This window comes from Photobacterium frigidiphilum, assembly GCF_003025615.1.
Taxonomy (GTDB): domain Bacteria; phylum Pseudomonadota; class Gammaproteobacteria; order Enterobacterales; family Vibrionaceae; genus Photobacterium; species Photobacterium frigidiphilum.
The window spans coordinates 1-768 of sequence record NZ_PYMJ01000134.1; the positions used below are offsets into that span (position 1 = coordinate 1).

Annotated in this window: 3 tRNA genes; all 3 read right to left on the reverse strand. The window is 40.6% G+C overall.

The features are described from left to right. Positions 1 to 383 precede the first annotated feature (383 nt). A tRNA-Ala gene (locus C9J12_RS30230) sits at positions 384 to 459 on the reverse strand. A gap of 73 nt (positions 460 to 532) precedes the next feature. Next, positions 533 to 608: transfer RNA gene (locus tag C9J12_RS30235), tRNA-Val, on the reverse strand. 36 nt (positions 609 to 644) lie between these two features. Next, a tRNA-Glu gene (locus C9J12_RS30240) sits at positions 645 to 720 on the reverse strand. Positions 721 to 768 lie beyond the last annotated feature (48 nt).

Sequence of the window (768 nt, forward strand, 5' to 3'; positions counted from 1 at the left end):
CGCTTAGTCACTTAACCATACAACCCCAAGAGGTTTCGTATGGCAACAACCAAGGTTTCTCTGCTTGTTCTTTTACAAGAGCAAGAGAGGATTTGTTTTCGCCGGACTCTTCTTTTGTTTCCACTTTTAAAAAGCGAAGACAAAAACACAGACACTTGAATGTGTTTGTTTTGAGAACTCGTATCTCGTTCTTATGAAAAGAAGCAAGATACATTTGTAATTCAATCATTCGATTGAATTTACTAGTCAGCTTTCCAGATTGTTAAAGAGCATTATGTTTCATTTTTCAGAAAAAAATGAACCACTTTTTAAACACATTAAATTCTTTAATACAAAGAAACATGCTTAAAAACTGATTCATTAATTTTTACTAACTAAGAAATTGGTGGAGCTATGCGGGATCGAACCGCAGACCTCCTGCGTGCAAGGCAGGCGCTCTCCCAGCTGAGCTATAACCCCAATTTATTTCTTCACACTATTTATAATATAAATAGGAATTCTCTTTAATACAACTTTAGAGTATTAAAAAGAATGGTGGGCGATACTGGGCTCGAACCAGTGACCCCCTCCTTGTAAGGGAGGTGCTCTCCCAACTGAGCTAATCGCCCACATGTTCCAGTTAAGATTTTATTCTTAAAGGGAAGTGGCGTCCCGTAGGGGAGTCGAACCCCTGTTACCGCCGTGAAAGGGCGGTGTCCTAGGCCTCTAGACGAACGGGACTTAGTTTTCTGCCAGCGTTGTTGGGCAACGCTAGCGCTCTTTTACATT